Source organism: Streptomyces sp. 549, from assembly GCF_030124175.1.
In the GTDB taxonomy this organism is placed as follows: Bacteria; Actinomycetota; Actinomycetes; order Streptomycetales; family Streptomycetaceae; genus Streptomyces.
The window spans coordinates 177318-200024 of sequence record NZ_JASKMT010000004.1; the positions used below are offsets into that span (position 1 = coordinate 177318).

The window sequence follows — 22707 nt, forward strand, 5'->3', positions numbered from 1 at the left end:
ACCACGCCCCGGCCGCCACGCCGCACCCCACCTCGCACCGGCTCCGAGCACGCCGAAAGACCCCCGCGCGCTCAGCGGCAGGGGGCCAGGATGGGGTACAGTGAGCCGCGATGAGCAGGCCGCCGGCAGGCCAGGCCGACGCTCGCGCGGGCGTAGTTTAATGGTAGAACATGAGCTTCCCAAGCTCAGAGCGCGGGTTCGATTCCCGTCGCCCGCTCCACCCCGAACCCCCAGGTCAACGGCCTGGGGGTTGTCTGTTGCCCCAGCGGTCACTCTGCCGAACTCATCCCTTGCCGAAGGGCTCTGAGACACCGCGAAGAGCAACTGCTGCATCTCGGGCGGTGGCGGCACCATCGTGGCGAACTGGGCCGTGAACTCGTACATGCCCATGACCTGGGCATCCCTGGCTTCCTGTGCCGCCCGCATGGCAAGATCGCTCCCCTTGGGGAGGTGAGGATGGGGCTCATGGACGCGGACCACACGGGGCTGGTCATCGCGGCGCAGGCCGGTGACGACCGGGCTCGCGAGGAGCTGATCGCCGCGTACCTGCCGTTGGTCTACAACATCGTCGGGCGAGCGCTGAGCGGTCACGCCGACGCCGACGACGTCGTCCAGGAGACCCTGCTGCGCGTGGTGCGCGACCTGCCTGCCCTGCGTGCCCCGGAGAGCTTCCGGTCCTGGCTGGTGTCGATCACGCTGCGCCAGATCAATACCCACTGGCATCGCCAGCGCACCTTCGCCGGCCGGACCACGGTCCTCGACGAGGCACGCCAGATACCGGACATCGGCGCAGAACCCGAAGACGTGACGATCATGCGTCTGCATGCGTCGGACGAGCGCCGTCAGGTTGTCGAAGCCGGCCGGTGGCTCGACCCGGACCATCGGGCGCTGCTGTCACTGTGGTGGCAGGAATGCGCCGGCTCGCTGAGCCGTGCCGACATCGCCGCCGCGACGGGGCTCGGTGTCGCCCACGCCGGAGTACGCCTGCAACGCATGCGCGAGCAGTTGGAACTGAGCCGGACGATTGTCTCTGCGCTGGAGGCCGATCCGCGCTGTCCGCAGCTGAACGAGACCGTCGCCGGCTGGGACGGTCTCCCCGCATCGGTGTGGCGCAAGCGGATAGCGCGGCACACCCGCGGCTGCCCGGTCTGCACGGCGACGACGGCAGAACGGGTTCCGGCGGAACTGCTGTTCCGCAGCCTCGCGACACTGGCCGTCCCAGCCGGCCTCGTCGCCGCGCTGGCCGCCAAGGGCCTGCTGTCGGGTACAGCCGCGAGCGCCGCCGGGCTGGCCACGGCACACGTCGCCGGCACGGCGACGGCGACCGCGGCCGCGACCACGGGAGGCGGTCTCCACAGCGCGCTGATCGGCAAACTCCACGCGGTGACCGCTCACCAGCTGGTGGGCCTCGCCACCGGCGCGGTGCTCATCGCCGGGACCGCCACCTACGTGACTTGGCCCGAACCGGCGCAACGGGAGCCCGGCGTCATCGCCGCGCCCGCGGTCGGCACTCCCACGCCGGTCCCGTCGCGCACCACCACGCCGGCCGAGCCGTCCCCGGTGAGCCCGTCCGCCTCCGCAGGCACCGTTCCGCACGGTGCACAGTCGCTGGAGTCCGTGGACCAGCCCGCCCTGTACCTCACGTATGCCGGCGACTTCGCGACGCTCGGCCGAGTCCCCACGTCCAGCAGCACGCAGACACGACAGCGGGCCACCTTCACAGTCATCGGGGGGCTGGCCGACACACGGTGCGTCACCTTCCGCGCTGCGGACGGCCGGTATCTCCGCCACCATTACCTGCGGCTCCGGCTGAGCAGCAACGACGGCAGCGACCTGTTCCGTGAGGACGCCACTTTCTGCCCGCGCCCCGGAGCGGTCGCCGGGTCGGTGACCCTGCACGCGCACAACTATCCGGGATCGGTCATCCGCCACCGCGACGGTGGCATCTGGCTCGATGGCTCCGACGGCACTCGGGCCTTCGCCGGCCAGGCTTCCTTCATCCTGCGCAGGTCCTGGGCCTGAGAACCGCTCCTTGAGCATGTGATCCAGCTTCGGTCCGTATTCATCGACGGCGGCCGCCATTCCGAAAACCTTCACTGGTGATCGGGGCGGCGCGCCCTTTCCACAGCGACGACCAGACCGCGGGGCTTGGCATAACACTTTCTGCCCGCGAGATGCATCACTGAGCAATCGTCCGGACGGCGCGACTTTTCCGTTACGAGACCGCGAGTGCGGAAGCCTCCCTTGCATGGGGTGCTCTTCCCGCCGCTCACCAAGACGGGCAGGTGTGGCGAGTTCCCCGACATCCCCCCAGGGCAAGTCCCCAACCGCGGGCGGCCCCTACGACCAACTGCCGTACCGGCCGGGTGTCCTCACCCTCCAGCGCTGACCGGCCCGATCCACCGTGAAACACAAGGAGAACGCCTCCCGATGAAGAACCCCACGAACGGCGGGCGCCGCGGGCGTCACCGCCGTCGCTGGAGCGCCACTGCCCTGCTGGCCGCTATCCCCCTGGGCGTCGTGCCGTACGTCCTGTTCACCCAGGAGGACTCGCAGGCCGCGACGGTCGACAGCGACGCCTACTACCGGCTGGTCTCCGTGCGCAGTGGCAAGGTGCTGGACGTCAGCAGCTTCTCCACCGCTGACGGCATACGTATCCAGCAGTACACCGACCAGAACACCGCCAACCAGCAGTGGAAGCTGCGGCCCACGGGGGACGGCTACTACGAGCTGGTGAACCGCAACAGCGGCAAGGTGCTGGGCATCGCGGGTGACTCGACCAAGCAGGCGGCCGCCGCCGAGCAGCAGACCGACAGCTCCTCCACCTCGCAGGAGTGGCGGATCAGCAAGGTGAGCGGTTCCGACGCCGTCACCTTCACCTCCCGCAGGAGCGGCCTGGTCCTGGACGTCCACGGAGCCTCCAAGGCCCAGGGCGCGGCAGTCATCCAGCGCCCCGACCGGGGCACCCCCAACCAGCAGTGGAAGCTGGTGAAGTCGCCCGGGACCCAGTCGCCCGGGACCGGCAACGGCCAGACCAAGCCCGCGGCAGGACCGTATGTGTGGCAGAACGCCCAGGTGGTCGGCGGCGGTTACGTGACCGGCCTGGTGTTCAACCCGAAGGAGAAAGGCCTGCTGTACGCGCGTACCGACATGGGCGGCGCCTACCGCTGGGACACCGGGGCCGAGCAGTGGATCCCGCTGACCGACTGGGTCGGCGAGCAGGACTGGAACCTGCTGGGCATCGACTCGGTGGTGACCGACCCCGTCAACCCCGGCCGGCTCTACCTCTCGACGGGTACCTACACCAACAACTGGGCGGGCAACGGCGCGATCCTGCGCTCCAGCGACCGGGGCCGCACCTTCCAGCGCACCGATCTGCCCTTCAAGGTGGGCGCCAACGAGGACGGCCGCGGGGCGGGTGAACGGCTGGCGATCGACCCCGCGAACCCTGACACCCTCCTGCTGGGCTCCCGCAAGAACGGTCTGTGGCGCAGCACCGACCGTGGTGTGACATGGAGTCAGGTACTCTCGTTCCCCGTCAAGGACGGGGCGAGCAGTGGCGCGGGCATCTCCTTCGTGACGTACGGCCCGGCCGGGAGCAAGACGGTCTACGTCGGAGTCTCCGACAAGTCCACCTCCCTGTACCGCTCCACCGACGGCGGCAGCACCTGGCAGGCCGTCTCCGGGCAACCCACGGGGCAGTTGCCGCAGAACGGTGTGCTCTCCGGTGACGGTTCGCTGTACCTGACGTACACCAACGCCCTCGGCCCCAACGGCGTGACAGCGGGTTCGGTGTGGAAGCACACGCCGGTCGGCGGCGGGTGGAAGGACATCTCCCCGTCCCAGGGCAAATACGGGTTCTCCGGCGTGGCCGTCGACCCGCAGAAGCCGTCCACGGTGATGGTCACCACCCTCGGCCGCTGGTGGCCCGAGGACGAGTTCTACCGGAGCACCGACGGCGGTGCGACCTGGAAGGCACAGGGCGCGAAGTCGAAGCGGGACGCCGCCGCCGCTCCGTACGTCGGTGAGGGCGTCGGGCACTGGATGACCGCCCTGGCCATCGACCCCTTCAACTCCGGGCATGCGATGTACGGCACCGGCAGTGGGATCTGGCGCAGCAAGAACGCCGACGCCGCCGACAGCGGCGGCACCAGCCACTGGCACGTGGGGACCCGAGGGCTGGAGGAGACCGCGCTCCTTGACGCGATCGCCCCGCCCGGCGGCGCCAGTGTCGTCACCGCCATGGGTGACCTGGGCGGCTTCCGCCACGACTCCCTGACCGAGGTGCCCGACGGGCGGCTGAAGAGCCCGATGATGACCAACAGCACCGCCATCGACTTCGCCCAGTCCAAGCCTACGCTGATGGTCCGCGTCGGCCGTGGCGGTGCCCAGGACGGCGCCTTCTCGACCGACGGCGGCAGCAACTGGACCGGCTTCAAGTCAGAGCCGGTGGCCAGCGCCGACAGCGGTCATGTCGCGCTCGCGGCGGACGGCTCCGCGATCGTCTGGACCCAGCGCGGGCAGTCCCCTTACCGCTCGACCGACCGGGGGGCGAGCTGGTCGAAGGTCAGCGGCCTGGGCACCGGCGCCGTGGTCGTCGCCGACCGCTCATCCGCCAGCACCTTCTACTCGCTGAACGGCGGCACGCTGTACGCCAGCACCGACGGCGGCGCGACCTTCACCGCCCGCGCCGCCAACCTGCCCACCGGGCGGCTCACGGCCGTCCCCGGTGTAGCCGGGGACCTGTGGATCTCCGGTGAGGGCAAGGGGCTGCTGCACTCCACCGACGGCGGCCGCACCTTCACCACGCTCACCACGGTGAAGTCCGCCTCCGCCCTCGGCTTCGGCAAGGCAGCGCCGGGCACCTCCTACCAGGCCCTGTACCTGATCGGCACGGTCAAGGACGTCACCGGAGTCTTCCGCTCCACCGACAAGGGCGCGACCTGGCTCCGCATCAACGACGACGCCCACCAGTGGGGCGCCATCGGCAGCCAGGGTGTCATCACCGGCGACCCCGACACCTACGGGCGCGTCTACGTCGGCACCAACGGACGCGGCCTCCAGTACGGCGACCCGTCCTGACCCCGATGCCCGAGCGGGGCCGCAGGCACCACGGCCTGCGGCCCCGCCTGGGCTGAGCTGAGGGAGGGCGCCTGCCCGCCCCTACGGGACGCCGTGCCACAACGTGGCCGGCAGGGGCGGTGAACATCGGTCCGCAAGGGGCCCTGCGAAGCATCCAGGACGAGGTTACCCGCGCACGTTCCCGCAGGTCAGGCGCAATGCACACGAACCCTGGGCGGACTTCGCACACCACCAGGACCGCTGTAGTCGATGCGCTGACCTCCTGTAGTCGATGCGCTGACCTCCGCACATGAACGCGGTGCGCTGGGCGCGGGATACAGTGTCGGCGCTTTCGCGCTCGCTGCGGCCGGCCCGCTCGACGGGCGGCGCGCCACCACCCACTGGCGGTTCACTGGCCTTCTGGCCAACAGCCACCCGGGCATCACCGTCGAACCCGATGCCCTGTACATCGACGAAGGCCGGACCGTCACTGGCGCCGGAGTGGAGGCAACCGCGCAGGAGAGCACACTGCCACGCCCCGTACATGAGCAACCTGGACCGCTTCCCCGTCCTACCGCCCACCCGCCTGACGAGGCCCTCGGATCAGATACGTGCGCGGCGTGCGCCGAACCGGCACCCTGCTGATCCCACCTCCGCCGGGCAACGCCGCCCCCTCCAGGCCGACTTGTCCCGTAACGCCGCTCGGGAGGCCGTGCCACAACGTGCCAGTAGGGGCGGTTCCGCGTGGGGAGTGAAGGTGACGCGGCAGGCACATCATTCCCCCCAGTCCGTTCAGTGGTCGCTGTAGTGGAACCGAGCCTTGATGATCTTCACTGCCTTGTCGTCGAACCGGTAGACGACGCGGTTGGTGTCATCGATCCGCCGGGACCAGTAGCCCGACAGGTTGCCCTTGAGCGGTTCCGGCCTACCGATGCCTTCGGCCGGAGTGCGCTGGATGTCCTCGATGATGCGGACGATCCGGCGCAGAGTCCTGCGGTCCTGGCCCATCCAGTACGTGAGGTCGTCCCAGCCTTCCGGGCCCCAGGTGATGTCCCTCACGCGGTACCCTCGGCCATGTTCCGCAGCTCGTCCATGGCGGTGGTGACCGTGGGCTCCTGGCCCGCCTTGTCGCGGGCTACGGCGGCCAGCAGGCGGGCGGCGTTGGCGGGTGTGGACAGCAGGTACATGGTTTCCTGCCAGGCTTCGTAGTCGTCCTCGGACATGAGCACGGCGTTGCCCTGCTTGGAGCTGATGCGGACGGGGGCGTGGTCCTCGTTGACCTGCTTGATGAGCGGGTAAAGGTTGGCACGCGCTTCGCTGGCGCTGATCGTCATCGGGACCCCTCTATTCTCTCATCCCGACCCTTGCCGGTGCCAAATACAGTACCAGGGTCGTACGAAATAACGTACCGGATGAGTTGAGGATTGACTGTTCCCGCCGTCAGGCCGGGACAACCATCCGGTCGCCTTTCTGACTCCCGCCCCGCCGGGGAGCCACGGTTGGATCGGCCAAACCAGCCCCAGCCTCCGTATGGGCTCTGATGCAGCCGACGGTTCCGAAGACCGGAGCCCGGCCGGCACTCGCCCCAGCCGGTCGTGCCCTTTCCGTGCCCTTCAGAGCGGTCACCACCGGTCACCAGCGACACTCAGAAGTCCTCGGAAGCGGGCCTGATGCAGGCGTCTGCACAGGTCAGGACAGGTCAGGCCGGCTTTCGGCGCAGAAGCGCCGGTGATTCCCAAGCTCAGAGCGCGGGTTCGATTCCCGTCGCCCGCTCCACGACAAACCCCCAGGTCAGCGGCCTGGGGGTTGTTTGTTTTCCAGCATTCCGAGGCACTCCGCACCACCTACGCACCACCTCCCCAACCACTCGGGCACGGAAATCCGGGCTCGTGACGCGTCATGTCGGTCGACCTTCGTTATGGCACGTCAGGTGACAGGAACGCGCACATCGCCTGGCCATCAGCTCGGGCGCCTTCGTCGTGGAGTTGATGCCAGGCAACATGGTGCCGATCGTGCAGGGCTGCAGCCAGGGCCAGCTTCTTGCGGTCGCCCTTGTCGAGTGCGCCATGTCCGTGCCAGTCCGGATCAGGGGTCCCCCGCAGGGAGGCGCACGTCGTCCCTGCCCGATGACCGTGCCGGCAGGCCCGGTCATCACGGCCAAGAACCCGGCGTGCGCGGTAGGGGCGGGGGCTCGACGCGTCGAGCCGGTGGGACATCGAGCAGGACCCTGGTGGCACCGGAAGCACCGGGCTGTCCCAAGGACCCAGGGCCGACCGTGAGTGGTGTCACCGCTCGTGCCAGTCGCGTGCCCGTCGAGCTGGTGAGCGGCGGTCTGCAAGGGGGCTTCGCAGTCGGCAGGCGACAGGGCGGCGAGAGCCGTTTGGCAGGTGGGAGGAGGAGCCAGGGGCTTCGGGTCGGCGAAGGTGGCGGGGTGCTGTTGCCGTCGATGTGAGGTCCTCAGCACCGCGGGGGTCAACGTACCGATTGGTTCACGGCGTTGTCCCTGTCGGGTCCCGGCGTCACCGCGACCGCCCGGCAGCGGCTAACGTTCCCGACCGCGAGGGCCGCGCACCGAAGCGAGAGCGCGGCCCTCTCATCGTGCTGCGTACGCGACTTCACGGGGGACAACATCATGTCGAACAACCAGAGCCCATCGGACGGCAGGCCCAACCGGCGTCGGGTGCTGCGGCTGGCCGGGGGCGGTCTCACGCTGGCGGTGCTGGGGGCCGGAGCCGCTGGCTGCCGTGAGGACGACACGGCCGGCAAGGCGGGCTCCGAGACCTCCGCCGGCCGCACCCCGTCCGAGGGCGCCGCCGCCGAGGACGGACGGGCCCCCAAGCCGCTGTGGACGAAGTCGACCTCGGCGCAGACCTACGGGAACAACGACGAGCTCGTGGCCGCCGCGGGCGTGGTGATCGCGACGGGTGACCCGCTTGCCGCCCTCGAAGCGGCGACCGGCGAGGAGCGGTGGTCGCTGGAGGGCGGCGCGGTGCCCGGTGCGCCGCTCCTGCTCGGCAACAACACCGTGTACCTGGCCAGCGGGAGGTACGACGGCACCGTCGGCGGATATGACCCGGCCTCGGGCAAGGAGACCTGGCGCAGCCGCCTGGGCAAGGAGTACCGGCAACCGAGGCCGATCGCGGTGGACGGGAAGCAGGTGTACGTCATCGCCGAGATACTCGAGGACGACGGCTCGTCCCACACCAACGTGATCGCCGCGCTCAACAGCGTCACGGGCAAGGTGGCGTGGAAGGAGCAGCGGGACCTCGGCACCGAGCAGAACGGCGTCAACGCCGCCGTTCAGGGCCGCTACCTCGTCTACACCGACTTCAAGAAGAACCTCACGGTTCGCGACACCGCCACCGGCAAGCAGGTGTGGACCCGTAGGACGACGAAGACGAACCACGGCTTCTTCGCCATCCACCAGGACCTGGTGATCATCCCGCAGGGACAGAAGCTCCAGGCCTTCAACCTCTCTGACGGCGCCGAGAAGTGGTCCGTGCAGACCGAGAAGTTCGACGCCTTCAGGGAGCCGGCCGTCCTGGACGACGTGCTCTATGTCGCGGACAGCGGTAGAACGCTCTGGGCCATCGAGCCGCAGACCGGCAGGAAGATCTGGCAGTCCAAGGCCCTCGCGGACGCGGCGGCCCAGGTGCCCCGGCAGTTCGTCGAGACGGGCGGCACTCTCTACGCAGCCACCGCCCTCGACAAACAGGGCGGCGTACACGCCTTCGATGCGAAGACCGGTGACCTGCGCTGGACGTTCAACGACGGGTCCGGTGACCATCACGCATGGCTGGTGGCCACCGACGGCAAGCACGTCTTCGCCCTGCACGGCAAGAAGCTGCACGCGCTGCCCGCCTAGCGGTGCCATGACGTGTTGAGTTGACGGGGGTCGCTGACGACGGCAGGCCGTTGAGCGGGACGGCTGCGACGACCGCTCATCGTCCCCCTGTCTGAGGCCCCGGGGCCTCAGACAGGGGGACGTCTCATGGGCCAGTCGGTTTGCCGTGCTCCCCTCCTGCCCTGCCGCAGCCATCCGGCCCGGCCGCCAACGGGCGGCCGGGCCGGATGATCAGAGTGGTGCGGGTCAGGATCAGCGGAAGCTGAACGTGGTGTCGATCGACACGGTGCTCGGGCAGAAGAAGCTGCCCGTGTGCAGCGGCACTTCGGCGGTCGCCGCGTAGTCGCGGGTGTCACCGTCGCGCTCCGCCGCCATGTCCACCGCCTGGTAGCGGCAGGCGATGCCGATCACCGTGACCGAGACGTCCAGCAGATCGACGGTGGCCGTGCCGGCGGCGTCGTCGAACGACACGGTCGGGTCGTTGTTGAGCACTCCGCTGATGCCGGAGCAACTCAGATTGCCGCCAGGGGTGTTGACGGTTGAACGATCCAGCGTGAGGGTGTTGGGCGCGGTGTCGCTGGTGACGCCGTCAGTCCAGCTGCACGTGGAAGTGCCCGTTCCGATGGTGCCGTCGACGCTGCCCTGGGCAGCACTGACCGGGGCGGCGCCGGCCGAGCCGACCGTCAGGGCGGCCACGGTCAGCGCGCTTACCAGCACGGCCGCGGCCTTCGTGGGGGTGGACAGGGAGAAACGAGTGGGACGGGGCATGGGGGAGCCTCCATGGGTCGCCGTTCGCCGCGCCGGTGACTTACCGGCGGTAACCCTTGCGAAGGTAGGCATGAACATGACACGCGTCAAGGTGTCCGGCACTGTCGCAACGAAGTGTGTCCGCTAGCTGACACAACGTCAGGAGATGTCCACACTGCGGCCGAGGCCGGGCCGGGCCGACTACAGCGGGGTGGCTTCCTCCAGGATGAGGAAGAGGCTCACGGCGGCATTGGCGGACGACAGAGCCGAGGCCGTGGTGCCGGCGGCTGCCGCCCATGCGGCCAGGCCCACCGCGGTGAACACCGGTGGCCAGTTCCGCGGTGAGGGCGTCGGGCCCAGGAGCGCGGCCACCCGGCGCGGTACCGGCCCCGGAGCGGCGAACCCCGCCAGGGCGGTTCCCGGTGTGCCGCGGGACACCAGGGCGGCCCTGCCGACCGCCCTCGCCACGAGTCGGCGGTCCCCGATTCGGGCGGCGGCTTCCTCGTCGGCCCACCGCTCGATGGAGTACCCGACGGCGGTGCGCAGCGGACGCAGGAACGGGTTCGCGCGCGCGGCAATCTGCACGGCGAGCACGAAGCGGTGATGACGGCACGCGAGATGGGCGCGCTCGTGGGCGAACAGAGCGCGGCGCTCGGAGCTGGTCAGCTTGTGCAGCATGCCTGTCGTCGCGACGACCCGGTCGGGCTTCCCGGGCAGCGCGTAGGCGTAGGGAACATCGTCCGGAAGGACCGCCACGCGCTTCGGCGACAGGTCCGCGAGGGCCTGCAGCGCCCGGAGCCGTACTCGGCGGTGACGCCAGGCCGTCCAGGCGCAGCAGGCGAGAGCGGCGGCCAGGGCGGGGATGGACGCTTTGCCGGCGACCTCGTCGAAGGGCACCGCCTCACGGACCTCCGCGTGCGACCAGCCGTCCGGCAGGGGATTGCCGGGGAGCTGCGCGGTGCCGACAACCATCACCAGGGCCAGGCACAGGGTGCTGCAGACCGCAAGGACCACGGCGACCACGGTCAGCAGCCAGGTGGCGGCACGGGGGTGCAGGTGCTGCTCGGCCAGCCTGGCTATCGGCCACGCCGACAGCGGCAGGACCAGGGGCAGGAAGACGAAGACGCCCACCTGTCAGCCTTCGGGCTCTTCGGCGTCACGAGCCAGAAGGCCGCGCAGCAGCTGCTCGTCGCCGGGCAGCAGCGCGGTGACGAAGCTGGCGAGGACCGCGTCGCGGTCCGCCTCCGCGTCGAGTAGCCGGCGCATGCGCAGCGCCGCCAGCCCTGCCTCGTCCGCGACCGCCGTCCACTCGAAGGCCCGTCCGGCTCGCCGCCGGGCCACCGCGCCCTTGGCCCACAGCCGGGTCAACGTGGTGATCACCGTCGTGTAGGCGAGACCGCGGCCGAGCCGCGCCTGCACGTATGCGGCGGTGACGGGGCTCTGTGCGTTCCGCAGCGCGGTCAGCACCTCTGTCTCCAGCTCGCCCTGCGCCCGGCGGACGGGCGGACGGCCGGCCCGCCCCTCGTTCCCCTCGGTCATGTTGCCCGCTTCCCGCTCGCAGCTCTCGCAGGTCTGGTGAGGAGAACGATGGTACTGAGTCCGCGCTGCTCAGCTCCCCCGCGCACGGTCCGGCGTCGGCACGCATGCGGTCTCCGGCCCTGTCCTGCGTGCAGGGGTGAACGGTGACGGTGGACGGCGTACGAAGGGCGGAGAACAAGCCCGAACCCGGCCCGTCAACTTCTACGCTGCTGTAGATTCAGCACTTCGGACAACGCCCGGGCCGGTGAGTACGCCCACCCGGCCCGCGTGGATGAGAGGAACTACGCATGGGTGCGACCGGGTCGCCCGAGGCAGCAACGTCTCACTGGGCAAGCAGGCCCCCGGCCCGTCCACCGTCGCCGTCGAGCCCTGCCGGTCAAGACCCGAGCGGGGGGACCGCCGTCAGGGCTCCCTGAGCCGGGGCGAGTTCCGAGGAGATCCGGCGAGTCCCACCGGCACGGCGGTGGGCGAGAGCTCCGCGCGCCCAGCCGGGTCCATGTCGGCGTCCGCATCGCGGCGCCGGGCTGCGCGGCACGCAGGACCCCGCTTTCCACACCCCTTTCACGGCGCCCGGCCCACTCCGGGGACGGGCCGCGTCAATCCGAACAACAGCACAGGGATGAGCATGGACGAGCCCGCACCGCTACGCCCCGAGGACGGGGCCGCGTTCGAGAACGCGCTGCAGAGGGCACTCGACACACCTGACGTCCGGGCAGCGCTCCGCCGCCCCGACGCCCCGTACGCCGTGGACGCACTGCGTGCCCGGGTCCGGACGGCCGCCGACACACTCGCCGCCGAGGCGGCGCCCGAGTACAAGGCGCTGCTGGACGTGCGGTCGAGGACGGCCCGGGCCGCGCCTGCCTCGGGCGAAGGCGAGGGCGTGAAGGCCGTCGTCGCTGCTCTCGCCGTCCTCACGCCGCTCCTGTCCGCCGTGGCGACGGCGATCTTCCTGCTGCTGGGCCACATCCTGCGCGCGATGGGAGTCGCGGCGCAGCTGGCGGAGGCACTCATCGGCGCGGGTTGGACCGCTGCGGCCGTCACCGCCGCCACCGGCTTGGCGGCGGGGGCCGGGCTTGCCCTGACGGTGAAACGCCACCGCGTCGCGGAACGCCACGGCCCTCTTCCGGACGCTGTCGCGCAGGCCCACGCCGCCTGGTTGAACGCCCTCCTGCGGCGTGGCCTGCTTCCGCACCTGCGCCGCGAACTCGGACTCCCCGAGTCCCCGGCTCTCGCCGCGAGCACACCGACGGCACAGCCCGATCGAGCTCCGACGACCCGCGCCCGGCTGGGCTACAGCCGACCGGACTTCGGAAAGCCGGACTACGGGAAGCCGGACTACGCCACCCCCGACTTCGGGAAGCCGGACTTCGCCAGCCCGGACTACGCCAGCCCGGACTTCGGGAAGCCCGTCAGGCCGTTCGAGGAGTGAGGCGGCCGGGACGCCGGCACGGCCCACCGACTGGCACCACCGCAGGCACCAGCACCGTACGCAGGCGCGGGGGCAGACGTGGGCGCAGGGGCAGACGCGGGTGCATCGCCGTGGTACCGCAGGCGCACTCCGCGCTCCGTCCCGCACTCCTGCGCCCCTCGTGCCTCTCCCAGCATCTTCTACAATGTTGTAGATTTTGGCCGCCACCAGCGCCCGCACTTGCCCCGCTTCGTCCCCGTCCTCGTGGTGGCCGGTAGCCGTCATCCGAACCCCGGACCGGCAGGCCACCCGCCGGAGGGCGGGCCACGCCCGCACACAAGGAGCGCAGACAAGAGATGTTCGACAAGCTGAAGGACCTGACGGACCTGCAGAACCTGAAGGAGAAGGTCGAGGACATCGCCGAGAGCCACGGCGACAAGATCACCCAGGGCCTGGAGAAGGCCGGGGAGTTCGTCGACGACAAGACCTCCGGCAAGTACAGCGAGCAGATCGACACCGGCGTCGACAAAGCCCAGGACCTCGTCGAGCGCCTCGGCGAGGGGAAGTCGGCCGGCTGACACGCACACGCAGCGCGCGGGCCCTCCGCCGGCACCTTCCGTGCCGGCGGAGGGCCCGCGCGCTGCCGCGCCTATGCGGCGTGGGTGCCCAGCAGGCGTGCGAGCAGGTCGTCCAGGCTGATCAGGCCGGTGAGGCGACCGTCCGCGTCCCTGATGACGGCGAGGGACGCGCGGTGCCGGCGCAGTTGCTCGACCGCGTGGGAGAGGCTGTCCGTGCCCCTCAGTTCCGGAACCGGCCGGGCCAGCCCGCGAGCAGTGCCGGCCTGCCCTCTGGCCCGTGCCACCAGCGCGTCCCGCGCGTGCACGGAGCCGAGAACGGCCTCGCCGTCCATGACGAGGAGACGCGCGCGGCCGGCGGCGGTGGCGGCCGAGAGGATCGTGTCGAGGTCGGCGCCGGCCGGCACGGTGGCGATCTCACTCGCGGGGACCCCCAGGTCCGCGACGGGCGTCTGCGGTTCAGTGAGAGACCGGGTGATCAGTTCCGATTCGTTCGTGTTGATCAGGCCCAGCCGCTCCGACTCCGTGACCAGGTGGGTGAGCTGCTCCCGGTTGTGCACCGAGGTCAGTTCGTCGCGCGGTTGGACCCGGCACATCCGGACCAGGCCGTTGCTCACGTTGTTGAGGATCCAGATCACCGGCCGCACGGTCTTGACCGTGGCGCGGAAGAGCGGGCTGAGCAGCATCGCGGAACGCTCCGGATGCGCGATCGCCCACGACTTCGGCGCCATCTCGCCGACCACCATGTGCAGGAAGACCACTAGTGCCATGGCGAAGGCGAACGCGATGCCGTAGCTGAGCCCGGCGGGCAGGCCGAGCTTCACCAGCAGCGGATCGACCTGGTGGGAGATGGCGGGTTTGGAGATCGAACCGAGCCCGAGTGTGCAGACGGTGATGCCCAGTTGGGCGCCGGCGAGCATCAGCGACAGCTCGCGCATGCCCGCGAGCGCGGCCTTGGCCCCGCGCTGGCCCTGCTCCGCGGCCTTCTCCATGCGATGGCGCTTGGCCGCGACGAGGGCGAACTCCGCCGCCACGAAGAATCCGCTCCCCGCGAGGAGCAGGACGGTGACGAACAGTGCCATGGGGAAGCTCATGCCTGGGCCTCCTCAGCCACCGAGCGTTCGATGCGGACCCGTTCAGGGACGTGGCGGTCCAGGCTCATCACCTCGATGGTGACGCCCTCCACGGTGAGGCGGTCCCCGATCGCGGGGAACCGCCCGAGCCGGTCGATGACCAGGCCGGCCACGGTGTCGTAGTCCTCGTCGTCGGGGAGCGCGATGGCCGTGGCCTGTTCGACCTCGTCGACGCGGCGTCCGGCGTCCACGACCCAGCCGGCTCCGTCGGCCACGGCGAGCTGGACCACCGTGTCCGTCTCGTCGGCGATGTCACCGACCAGCTCCTCCGCGATGTCCTCGTACGTGACGACGCCGGCGACGCCTCCGTGCTCGTCCAGGACGACGGCGAACTCGTCGTCCCGCTCGCGCATCTGCGCCACCGCGTCCGGCAGCGGAAGCGTGTCGGGCAGCAGCAGCGGGAGCCGGGCGGCGTCGGCGGCGGTCATGCTGTCGAACCGGGACGCCGGCAGCCGCATCAGCTCCCACACCCCGACCACACCCGTGATGTCGTCGGGGTGGTCCCCGAGCACCGGATAGCTGGAGTGGCCGTGCTCGGCGATCAGCGCCGCCGTCTCCGTCAGGGTGGCGTCCTTGTGGACGAAGACGGCGTCGACACGGGGGACCATCACCTCGTCGAGCGTGCGCTCGGAGAACTCCAGCGCGTGGTCGAGCAGCTCGGCGGTGTCCGCGGGCAGCTGGCCGTGCTCGTGGGACTCGCCGATCAGGTGGCTGAGCTCCTCCAGGGTCGCCCCGTGGTGAAGCTCCTCCACCGGTTCGATACCCACCTTGCGGAGAAGCGCGTTGGCGGTGTTGTCGAACACGCGCACGACCGGTCCGACGATCTTCAGGTAGAGCAGCGTGGAGACGGCCAGTGACTTGGCCAGCCGCTCCGGCACGGCGAGCGCCAGGTTCTTCGGGGCCAGCTCGCCGACCACCATCTGGAGGACCGTGGCGAGCGTGAAGGCCACGACGAGGGAGACCGCCGTGGCCGCGCCTCCGGTCAGCCCGATGCCGTCCAGCACGGGCTTCAGCAGTGCCGACACGGACGGTTCGGCGAGGAAGCCGACCACCAGGCCGGTGACCGTGATGCCGAGTTGCGCGCCGGAGAGCATGAACGAGAGCCGTTCCAGCACCTTCAGGGCACGGGCGGCACGCTTGTCACCCGCGGCGGCCTCACGGGCGAGCGCGAGCCGGTCGGCTGCGAGGTACGCGAACTCCTGCGCGACGAAGTATCCGGTACCCACCGTCAGGACGAGGACGGCGATCAGGCCTAGAGCGGCGGTCACCTGACACCGCCCGGCGACGCGTCGCCGTCACGCTCCGCAGCGCCGGGCAATCGAGGACCGGCCCCAGGGGGGTCCGTCGGTCTGGCAGGCAAGATGGCTCCTTCGATCTCTGTCGGGCGGGTGGAGGCGGCGGGCCAGGCTCTGTACGCCGCGCCCTGCGTCTCCAGCCGCACCCGTGTTTCTACACGCATGTAGACCACGGTATGCAGGAAGACGATAAGCCGAACGCCGCACGAAGCGGAGCGGCGGTGCCACGGAACGGGCGGAGCGGTGCCGTTCACGGGAAGCCGACACGGGGGTGCGCGGACGGCCGACGGCGGGCGTGATAGCTTCTCGCTCGAAATTCAGGCTGTAAGCAGGACGGATGCGGAGGGGCGGCCGGGCGTGGCGGAAGCGGGTACGGGGACGCCGCGTCAGCGCTACCGGGCGCAGGTGCGGGCAGAGATCAAGGAGCGGGCCTGGGAGCAGGTCGCCACGGCGGGTGCGTCGGCGCTCTCGCTCAACGCGATCGCCAAGCAGATGGGCATGAGCGGGCCCGCGCTCTACCGGTACTTCGCCAGTCGCGACGAACTGATCACCGAGCTCATCCGGGACGCCTACCGGAGCCTCGCCGACACCTTCCGCGCCGCAGCAGGGCCAGGGACCCCGGACGCGAGCAGGGACGAGGACGCGAGCAGGGGCGGGGACGGTGCCGGGGCGGGAGTCGTCGCACTGGCGCGCGCGATGCGCGGGTGGGCGCTGGACGATCCGCAGCGCTACCTGTTGATCTACGGCACGCCGATTCCCGGCTACCACGCGCCTGACGACGTCACCGAACTGTCCCGGCAGATCATGGCGACGCTGCTCGACGCGTGCGTCGCCCTGCCCCCGGACCACGGTGCCGCGTCACCGTTCGCCGCCCACCTGGAGGACCATCGGCAGTGGGCGGCCCACCACGCCGCCGACCCCGCCGCCCTGCACCGGGCTCTGGCCTTCTGGACGCGGCTGCACGGGGCGCTGTCCCTGGAACTCGCCGGGCACTTCACCGGGATGGGGTTCGACCCCGCGCTGCTGTTCGCCGCCGAGGTGGAGAGCCTGACCGGAGCACTGAGGCCGCCGGGTCGGTGAGTCGGCGCCACCGGCCGACTCACCCCATGACTCCGCCCCCGACCCGTCCCCCGACCCGCCCTCTACCCGTGCCCCCACCCGCCCTCAACCCGGGGCCGGCACAACGGTGTCGCACGGCCCCGGGTCAGGTAGGGCTGGCCTGGCGGTCAGCTGCCGGTGGTCGTCGCTGCGGTGACCCGCGCGTGGCGCGGGGGAAGCGGGCTGGGGCGCGCGGAGCGCGGGAGGGGCGTCCGGGTCCCCGGGTCCGGCGCCGGTTCCGGCGTGTCGCGCAGCAGGTCCGTCAGGGCGGCGCGGGCCCGCGCCACGCGGGAGCGGACCGTGCCTATCGGGCAGCCGAGCGCCGTCGCGGCGTCCGCGTAGGGCAGGCCCAGGAGTTGGGTGAGCACGAACGCCTCGCGCCGGTCGGCCGGGATGGTCGCCAGCAGTTCGGCCAGGGCCACGCCGTCCTCGAAGCCGGGTGTGCGGGGCTGGCGGCGCTCGGCCAGGCTCTGCCAGTCGTCGCGATCGGACAGGCGTGGGCGGGCGGCGGCGTGCCGCAGGCTGTCGACGACGGTGCGCCGGGCGATCGACAGCAGCCACGTCCGTGCGGAGGAGCGCCCTTCGAAGCGGTGCAGGCTTCCCAGCGCGCGGAGGAACGTCTCCTGGGTGAGGTCGTCGGCGGCCTGCGGGTCCGCGCTGAGGTAGGCGACGTAGCGCCAGATGTCGCGCTGCAGCGCACGGACGAAGTCCTCGACGGCGGTCGGGTCGCCGCCGCGGGCGGCCAGCGCGATGCGGGTGACCCTGTCGTCGGGCCGGTCGGCGGACCGGCCGGCGGAGGGACCGGCGGACCGGCCGGCGGAGGGACCGTAGGGCAGGCCGGATGTGGGCCTGGGGGCCTGCGGGCGGTCCTGCGCACGGTGGTTGGCGGGTGTGCGGGCAGGGGTCATCGAGGGTTGTCCTTCGGGGTGGGTTCCGGCACGCGCGGGCGCGGCCGGTGAGCGGTACGGCCCTGCCGGACGGCATGGCCGATGCCCGATGCGCGGCGGTCGGCGGCGCGTCGGGTTGCCGGCTGTCAGATGACAGCGATCCCCGAAGGTGGTCCCCGTGTGTCGCGGGACGCGGCGAGCAGGAGGCGCCGGAGCCGAGCGGCGGTACGCCGGCGGCGGACGCGGCCGGGAGCGGCGGCTGCCGGGGGCGCGAGACGAAGGACGAGGTGGAGGGGCGCGGCCAGCCACCCGGCGATGGCGCGCAGGGCGCGGAAGACGGCACGTTCGCCGTGTGCGAGCCACAGTCCGCACAGCAGGCCGGCGAGCAGGTGGGCGGCGAGCATGCCAGCCGGCGACATGCCGAGCGAGGACATGGCCGTCAGGTCCACCTGTGGCACCGCCGCCGGGTCGAGGCCGCCCGGCACCGCGCCGTGCGGGAGGTGGTCGGCGGCGGTGTGGTGGGCTTGCCCGGTGGCGGCGTGGTGGGCTTGCCCGGTGGCGGACATCGCACCGTCGACGCCGTGGGACGCGGCGCCGGACCCGCCGGGACCGTGCCCGCCGTGCCCTTCCGCGTGGCCCGCGAGGGTGTGCACGGCCGACGCGTGGGAGACGTCTCCGGCGGTGGGCGGTGCGGACGGCGGGCGGCAGAGCAGGTGGTCGGTCCACAGCCGGAGCAGGGAGACGTCCGGGGCCCGGGGCATGGTCACGGCCTGGGTCAACGAGAACGCCGCGTGCAGGCCCGCCTGGACCGCGATCGTCGCCGCCGTCACCGCGCCCAGGGTGCGCTCACGGCCGGTGAGCGACCAGGCGGCGGCACCGGTCACGGCGAACGCGGTGGCGAGGCCCGGCCAGGCGACGGGAGCGCCCGACATGAAGAGGTGGCCGACGGCCGCGAGCAGCACACAGGTGGCCGCGAAGGTCGCGGCCCGCACTGCTCGGCAACTTCGGCCTGACGTCATGGCCGGCTCATCCTTGCACTCCTCGGTCGCGACGGGCACGGGATGGTACGTGAATCCGCCACCGGATACTTCACCCCCGCGAGTGTGGTCCATGCCACAACAGGGCCGGGGAACCAGTGGGTTGGGGCGTACGACTCCTTACCACGGGCCAACGGGCAGGTGCGGGCGGTGAGGAGGCGGGGCGTGGCGGAGCAGACGGCCGGGACGGGCCAGGACGTGCGGGGGCCGGCGCATCCCCCGGGGGGCGGACGGCCCCTGACGGCGCTGCTCACCGCGGCGATGGCGCTGTCCATGCTCCAGTTGTTCCTGCTGGGCGCCTTCGGGCCGCGCCTCACCGTGGAGTTGGGTGTCACCCCGGTGGTGCTGGGGCTGACGACGACGCTCGGCTTCGGTACCGCCGCGGTGCTGTCGCCGCTGAGCGGCCGGCTCGTGGACCGCGTCGGACCGCGCCGGGCGCTGATCGCGTTGGCGCTGGTCACCGCGGTGGCACTGGCCCTGATCGCGTCGGCCCCCGGGGCGGGGCTGCTTCTGGGGGCGGTGGCGCTGGGCGGGCTGCCGCAGGCGCTGGCGAATCCCGCGACGAACAAGGCCGTCATCGCGGCCGTGCCGGCGGCCCGCCGGGGCGCGGTGACGGGCTGGAAGCAGTCGGGGGTGCAGCTGGGCGCGTTCGCGGCCGGTCTGCCGCTGGCCGCGCTGGCGGCTGTGCTGGGCTGGCGGGGCGCGGTGTGGGCGGCCTCGGCGGCGGCCGTCGGTGTCGCGGTGTGGGCGGCGCGGCTGCTGCCCCCTGACGCGGTGCGGCCGTCGGCGGCACGGGTGACGCTGGTCCCGCGCGGGCACGTGGCGTGGCTGGCGGCGTTCTCGGTCTTCCTGGGTGCGGGCATCGCGTCGGTGAACACCTACCTGTCGCTGTTCGGCGACCGGCGGCTGGATCTGGGGCCGACGGCCGCTGCGGCGCTGGTGGCGGTGCTGGGAGCCGCCGGGGTGGCCGGCCGGGTGGGCTGGTCGAAGGCGGCCCGGCCCGGTCGTGCCGAGTGGCTGCCCGCGGTGCTCGCCGCGGGGGCGGTCGGGGCCGCGCTGCTGCTGGTCGCTTCGGGGCGCGTGTCCTGGCTGGTGTGGGTGGCGGCCGTCGCGTTCGGCGTCTTCGCGGTCGCCGCCAACGCGGTGTCGATGGTGCTGGTGGTGCAGCGGGCCGCGCCCGGACGGGCGGGGCGGGCCGGCCAGGATTCAGCACTGGTCGCGGCGGGGTTCTTCGCCGGGTTCGCGGTCGGGCCGCCGCTGTTCGGGCTGCTCGCGCGGTGCGACCGCTACGGGACGGGCTGGCTGCTGGTCGCCGCCGAGTTCGCCGTCGCCGCAGCCGTGGCGAGCGTGTGGGCCGTCCGCGACCGGCGGACCGCGGGGGCGCCGGCGTGAACGCGGCTTCGGCCGCCTGGGCGGACGAGGCGCTGGGCCGGGTGCTGGACCGGGTGGCGGTCACCCGGTCCGAGGTCGGCCCGCGTTTCCCGCTGTACGCAGACCCGGTGACGGGACGGTGGACGTCGACCCGGCGCGGGTCGTGGACCGGCGGCTTCTGGGCGGGGCTGCTGTGTCTGCGGGCCCGCCGCACCGGCCACGCGGACGACCGGGACGCCGCCGCCGCGTGCACCCGCGCCCTGACCGGCTGGGCGGACGCCGACACCGCGACCCGCGGCCTGATCCTCTGGTACGGCACCGCGCTCGCCGGGCGCGGCGACCCGGACGCGGCGGAGTTGCGCGTCCGCGGGGCACGGAGCTGCCTGGCCGCGTTCGACCCGGCGCTGGGGCTGGTCCCGTGGGGCGACGCGTTCGGCGGCGACCGGGCACAGGCCCGCACCGACGGCCTGCCCGGCATGCTGCAACTGCTCTCCGCCGCAGGCGAGAAGGGGCTGACAGCCGCGGCCGCGCACCTGGACCGGCACCTGCGCCTGTGCCTCCCGGCCGACCCGGCCGACCCCGTCCGCCCGGCCTGGCACCAGCACGCCCAGACGCCGGACGCCCACACGTCCACCGCACCGCCCGTGCCCCGGGGCGAAGCCCGGGACGGCGAAGCCCGGGAAGGCGCCGCCCGGGAAGGCGCCGCCCGGGAAGGCGCCGCCGCACGGCATGCCGGGTCGTGGCGGCCGAGCGCGGAACCCGCCCCGGGCTGGAGCCGGGGCGAAGCATGGCTGGTACTCGCCGTCGGCGACGCGCTGACGCATCCCCAGGCCGGGTGCGCGCGAGGGGACGCGGTGGCGCCGGGCGGGCGGTCGCGGCACGAGGAGCTGGCGCGGGCGGCCGGGCGGCTCGCGGACGGGCTGCTCACCGGGCCGCTCGTGCCGCCCGCCCGCGCCGCGCACCCGCCGGGACCGGTGGACACCTCCGCGGCGGCGATCGGCGCCGTCGCCCTGCTGAAGCTGGCCGGGGCGCCCCTGCCGGACGCCGCCCGCTACCGGGAACGGGCCGTCGCCGTCCTGCACCGGCTGACCACCGCGCACCTGACGCCCACCGCCGCTCCCCCGCCACCCGCCGCGTCCCGAGTCCGGCCCGCAGAGCCCGTCGCGGCCGCACAGCCGGTCCCGCCCGTGCCGCCCGCCGGGGGCGGGCGCCCGGCCGGAATGCTGCTGGACGGCTGCTACGACGCGGATCGCGGCCTGGCGACCCGGCACGAGCTGGTCTGGGGCGACTTCTTCCTCGCGCTCGGCCTGGCGGCGCTCACCGGCCTGGTCGACCTGCGGGAGGTCTAGCGGCGGGCCCGTCGGCGCCGGGCCCGTAGCCGCGCAGGACGCGGCGGGCGACGGCGGTGATGTGCAGTTCGTCCGGGCCGTCGAGGATGCGGGCGGCCCGGCCCACCCGGGCCAGCGCGGGCAGCGCGGTGTCCGGGCCGAGCCCAGCGGCCCCGTGCACCTGCACGGCCGCGTCCGTGACCTGCTGGAGTGTGCGTGCGGCGGCGACCTTGGCCAGGCCGACCTCGGTGCGCGCGTCCTGCCCCGCGTCGAGCAGGGCCACCGCCTCGTGCACCAGCGGACGTGTGGTGCGCAGCGCCAGCAGCGCCTCGAAGACGTGCTGCTGGACAAGTTGGTGCGCGGCGAGGCCGCCTCGCGTACCGGTGCGGCCGACGGCCCGCTCGCACAGCAGGTCGAACGCGCGCTGGGCCTGGCCGAGCCACCGCAACGCCCGCAGCGTGCGGCCGAGTTGCAGCCGCTCAGCGGCGACGTCCAGTCCCCGTCCCGGTGTTCCGAGGACGTGCCCGGGCGGGACGGCGACGCCCTCCAGCTCGATCTCGCCCTGCCCGGCCGCGCCCAGCACGGGGATCTCCCGCACGTGGCGGAAGCCCGGCACGGCGGTGGGGACGAGCAGCAGCGTCAGGCCGTCGCGGTCGCCCTCCTCGCCCGCGGTGCGCGCCAGCACGGTGACCAGGTCGGCGTGGGCGGCGCCGGAGACGAACCACTTGCGCCCGGTGACACGCCAGCCGCCGTCCGGTGCCGGCTCGGCGCGGGTGAGGGTGAGCAGCGGTTCGGTGCCGGGCACCTCCGGTTCCGTCATGGCGTAGCTCGCGGACAGGTCGCCTGCGACCAACCGCTTCAGGTAGCGGTCGCGGACGCCGGGGGTCGCGTGTCGGGCCAGCATGCCCGCGTCCAGCAGCGAGGCCGACCCCAGGGCCGCCGGGCCGTGGTCGCTCGCGCCCTCGGCCTCAGCGACGGCCGCGTACTGACGCAGCGTCAGTCCGCCGCCGCCCAGCTCCGCCGGCAGCGGCAGCGCCCACAGGCCCGCGGCCTTCGCCTCGCGGCGCAGCCCGGCCATAGCGCGCCGGGCCTCCGGGCCTCCGGCGTCCAGCACCCGTTCCGCGGGCACCACGCGGGAACGGACGAACTCCCGCACCTGCATGAGTCGTTCGGCCGCCGCTGCCGGCCCGTCACCGTCGTCCGCACGTCCCTCGCCGGTGCCGGGACGGGCGGCTGCCGGATGCGGGCCGGGGGCAGTGCCGCGGGGGTGTGTCATGGCGTCTCTCCGGTCTGCCGGGAACTCCCGGCCACGGCGGTCCGACTGTCTCTTCCGGGAAACGGGTCGGGCGCGGGGCCCGCCCGGTTCCCGCCGTCGACAGGACCG

General features: G+C 72.5%; 18 protein-coding genes, 1 tRNA gene and 1 pseudogene. 10 read left to right on the top strand and 10 right to left on the bottom strand.

Features of this window, described 5'->3' with window-relative positions; genetic code table 11:
- Positions 1–146 precede the first annotated feature (146 nt).
- The 4 genes and pseudogenes from QNO07_RS06845 to QNO07_RS06860 form a co-directional block, all read left to right on the top strand.
- Positions 147–220, top strand: a tRNA-Gly gene (locus QNO07_RS06845).
- A gap of 245 nt (positions 221–465) precedes the next feature.
- Complete coding sequence (locus QNO07_RS06850; protein WP_283990711.1) at positions 466–2022, top strand: sigma-70 family RNA polymerase sigma factor; 1557 nt, start codon at positions 466–468, stop codon at positions 2020–2022.
- A gap of 408 nt (positions 2023–2430) precedes the next feature.
- Positions 2431–5082, top strand: a complete 2652-nt coding sequence (locus QNO07_RS06855; protein ID WP_283990712.1) for an RICIN domain-containing protein — start codon at positions 2431–2433, stop codon at positions 5080–5082.
- Between the two features lie 258 nt (positions 5083–5340).
- Positions 5341–5571: pseudogene (locus QNO07_RS06860) on the top strand (type 1 glutamine amidotransferase family protein); the annotation flags it as partial.
- Positions 5572–5853: 282 nt separating this feature from the next.
- On the opposite strand, the gene QNO07_RS06865 reads toward QNO07_RS06860, so the two are convergent.
- Complete coding sequence (locus tag QNO07_RS06865; protein ID WP_283990714.1) at positions 5854–6120, bottom strand: Txe/YoeB family addiction module toxin; 267 nt, start codon at positions 6118–6120, stop codon at positions 5854–5856.
- Positions 6117–6395, bottom strand: a complete 279-nt coding sequence (locus QNO07_RS06870; protein WP_283990716.1) for a type II toxin-antitoxin system Phd/YefM family antitoxin — start codon at positions 6393–6395, stop codon at positions 6117–6119. The genes QNO07_RS06865 and QNO07_RS06870 overlap by 4 nt, the downstream gene beginning before the upstream one ends.
- A gap of 1298 nt (positions 6396–7693) precedes the next feature.
- Here QNO07_RS06870 and QNO07_RS06875 point away from each other — a divergent pair.
- The gene (locus QNO07_RS06875; protein ID WP_283990717.1) at positions 7694–8926 is read left to right on the top strand and encodes an outer membrane protein assembly factor BamB family protein; all 1233 of its coding nucleotides are present in this window, start codon (positions 7694–7696) and stop codon (positions 8924–8926) included.
- Positions 8927–9157: 231 nt separating this feature from the next.
- Here the strand turns inward: QNO07_RS06875 and QNO07_RS06880 are convergent, their stop codons facing one another.
- From QNO07_RS06880 to QNO07_RS06890, 3 genes are all read right to left on the bottom strand, one after another.
- On the bottom strand, positions 9158–9673 hold the full coding sequence (locus tag QNO07_RS06880) for a hypothetical protein (protein ID WP_283990719.1): 516 nt from the start codon (positions 9671–9673) through the stop codon (positions 9158–9160).
- Between the two features lie 180 nt (positions 9674–9853).
- Positions 9854–10783: a M56 family metallopeptidase gene (locus QNO07_RS06885; protein ID WP_283990720.1), complete on the bottom strand. Its 930-nt coding sequence runs from the start codon at positions 10781–10783 to the stop codon at positions 9854–9856.
- A 3-nt stretch (positions 10784–10786) separates the two neighbouring features.
- Entirely contained in the window at positions 10787–11191 is a 405-nt protein-coding gene (locus QNO07_RS06890) for a BlaI/MecI/CopY family transcriptional regulator (protein WP_283990721.1), read from the bottom strand.
- 625 nt (positions 11192–11816) lie between these two features.
- Between QNO07_RS06890 and QNO07_RS06895 the strand changes: the two genes are divergently transcribed.
- Both QNO07_RS06895 and QNO07_RS06900 read left to right on the top strand, forming a co-directional pair.
- Positions 11817–12620, top strand: coding sequence for a hypothetical protein (locus QNO07_RS06895; protein WP_283990722.1), 804 nt, complete (start codon positions 11817–11819; stop codon positions 12618–12620).
- A 335-nt stretch (positions 12621–12955) separates the two neighbouring features.
- Positions 12956–13177 (top strand): antitoxin, encoded by a 222-nt coding sequence (locus QNO07_RS06900; protein ID WP_283990723.1) that lies wholly within the window; start codon positions 12956–12958, stop codon positions 13175–13177.
- A 71-nt stretch (positions 13178–13248) separates the two neighbouring features.
- Here the strand turns inward: QNO07_RS06900 and QNO07_RS06905 are convergent, their stop codons facing one another.
- On the bottom strand, positions 13249–14268 hold the full coding sequence (locus tag QNO07_RS06905) for a hemolysin family protein (protein WP_283990724.1): 1020 nt from the start codon (positions 14266–14268) through the stop codon (positions 13249–13251).
- Entirely contained in the window at positions 14265–15575 is a 1311-nt protein-coding gene (locus tag QNO07_RS06910) for a hemolysin family protein (RefSeq protein WP_283990726.1), read from the bottom strand. The genes QNO07_RS06905 and QNO07_RS06910 overlap by 4 nt, the downstream gene beginning before the upstream one ends.
- A 384-nt stretch (positions 15576–15959) precedes the next feature.
- Here QNO07_RS06910 and QNO07_RS06915 point away from each other — a divergent pair, with 384 nt between their 5' ends.
- Complete coding sequence (locus QNO07_RS06915; protein WP_283990727.1) at positions 15960–16682, top strand: TetR/AcrR family transcriptional regulator; 723 nt, start codon at positions 15960–15962, stop codon at positions 16680–16682.
- Positions 16683–16828: 146 nt separating this feature from the next.
- Here QNO07_RS06915 and QNO07_RS06920 read toward each other — a convergent pair whose 3' ends face one another.
- Together QNO07_RS06920 and QNO07_RS06925 are read right to left on the bottom strand one after the other, a co-directional pair.
- On the bottom strand, positions 16829–17608 hold the full coding sequence (locus QNO07_RS06920; RefSeq protein WP_349636811.1) for a sigma-70 family RNA polymerase sigma factor: 780 nt from the start codon (positions 17606–17608) through the stop codon (positions 16829–16831).
- Positions 17609–17733: 125 nt separating this feature from the next.
- Positions 17734–18606 carry a hypothetical protein gene (locus QNO07_RS06925; protein WP_283990729.1) on the bottom strand — a complete coding sequence of 291 codons (873 nt, stop codon included), beginning with the start codon at positions 18604–18606 and terminating at the stop codon, positions 17734–17736.
- Between the two features lie 279 nt (positions 18607–18885).
- Here QNO07_RS06925 and QNO07_RS06930 point away from each other — a divergent pair, with 279 nt between their 5' ends.
- The gene (locus QNO07_RS06930) at positions 18886–20016 is read left to right on the top strand and encodes an MFS transporter (protein ID WP_502961797.1); all 1131 of its coding nucleotides are present in this window, start codon (positions 18886–18888) and stop codon (positions 20014–20016) included.
- Positions 20013–21344: a sugar ABC transporter permease gene (locus tag QNO07_RS06935; protein ID WP_283990731.1), complete on the top strand. Its 1332-nt coding sequence runs from the start codon at positions 20013–20015 to the stop codon at positions 21342–21344. The genes QNO07_RS06930 and QNO07_RS06935 overlap by 4 nt, the downstream gene beginning before the upstream one ends.
- Here QNO07_RS06935 and QNO07_RS06940 read toward each other — a convergent pair.
- The gene (locus tag QNO07_RS06940) at positions 21313–22485 is read right to left on the bottom strand and encodes an acyl-CoA dehydrogenase family protein (RefSeq protein ID WP_283990893.1); all 1173 of its coding nucleotides are present in this window, start codon (positions 22483–22485) and stop codon (positions 21313–21315) included. The genes QNO07_RS06935 and QNO07_RS06940 overlap by 32 nt on opposite strands.
- Between the last annotated feature and the right edge of the window lie 222 nt (positions 22486–22707).